Annotated in this window: 1 pseudogene; it reads left to right on the forward strand. The window is 71.6% G+C overall.

Annotated features, from left to right (window positions below):
- Positions 1-595, forward strand: a pseudogene (locus AE618_RS28620) (integrase); the annotation flags it as partial.

The following is a 595-nucleotide window of genomic DNA, read 5'->3' on the forward strand; positions in this document are numbered from 1 at the left end:
GCGACGCGCCCTACAGCTCGACGCGCTTGCCGGCATCCTGCCGATGGAGCGCCGCGACAAGCTCGCCACCATCCTGACCGACGACGACGTCGCGACGCTTCGCCACCTGGCCAAGGAAGGCATGGGTGAGAACTCGCTGCGCGCGCTCGCCTCCGACCTCGCCTACCTCGAGGCCTGGTCGACCGCAGCGGCGGGCTCGCCCCTGCCCTGGCCGGCGCCGGAAGCCCTGGCACTGAAGTTCATCGCCCATCACCTCTGGGATCCGGCGCGGCGCGCCGAGGATTCTTCGCATGGCATGCCGGCCGACGTCGAGGCTTCGCTGCGCGCTGGCGACCATCTGCGCAGCGACGGGCCCCATGCGAGCTCCACCGTCAAACGGCGCCTGGCTCACTGGGCGACGCTACACCGCTGGAAGGGACTTGAGAGCCCGCTCGGCACGCCGGCGATCCGCACCAGCGTGCGCCTGGCGGTCAGGGCCAGCGCCCGCCCGCGGCGGCGAAAGAGCAAGCGCGCGGTGACGCGCGATATCCTGGACCGGCTGATCGCGACCTGCCAATCGGAGCGTCTCGCCGACACGCGCGATCTCGCCATCCTC

Source organism: Allobosea vaviloviae, assembly GCF_001298265.1.
GTDB lineage: Bacteria > Pseudomonadota > Alphaproteobacteria > Rhizobiales > Beijerinckiaceae > Allobosea > Allobosea vaviloviae_B.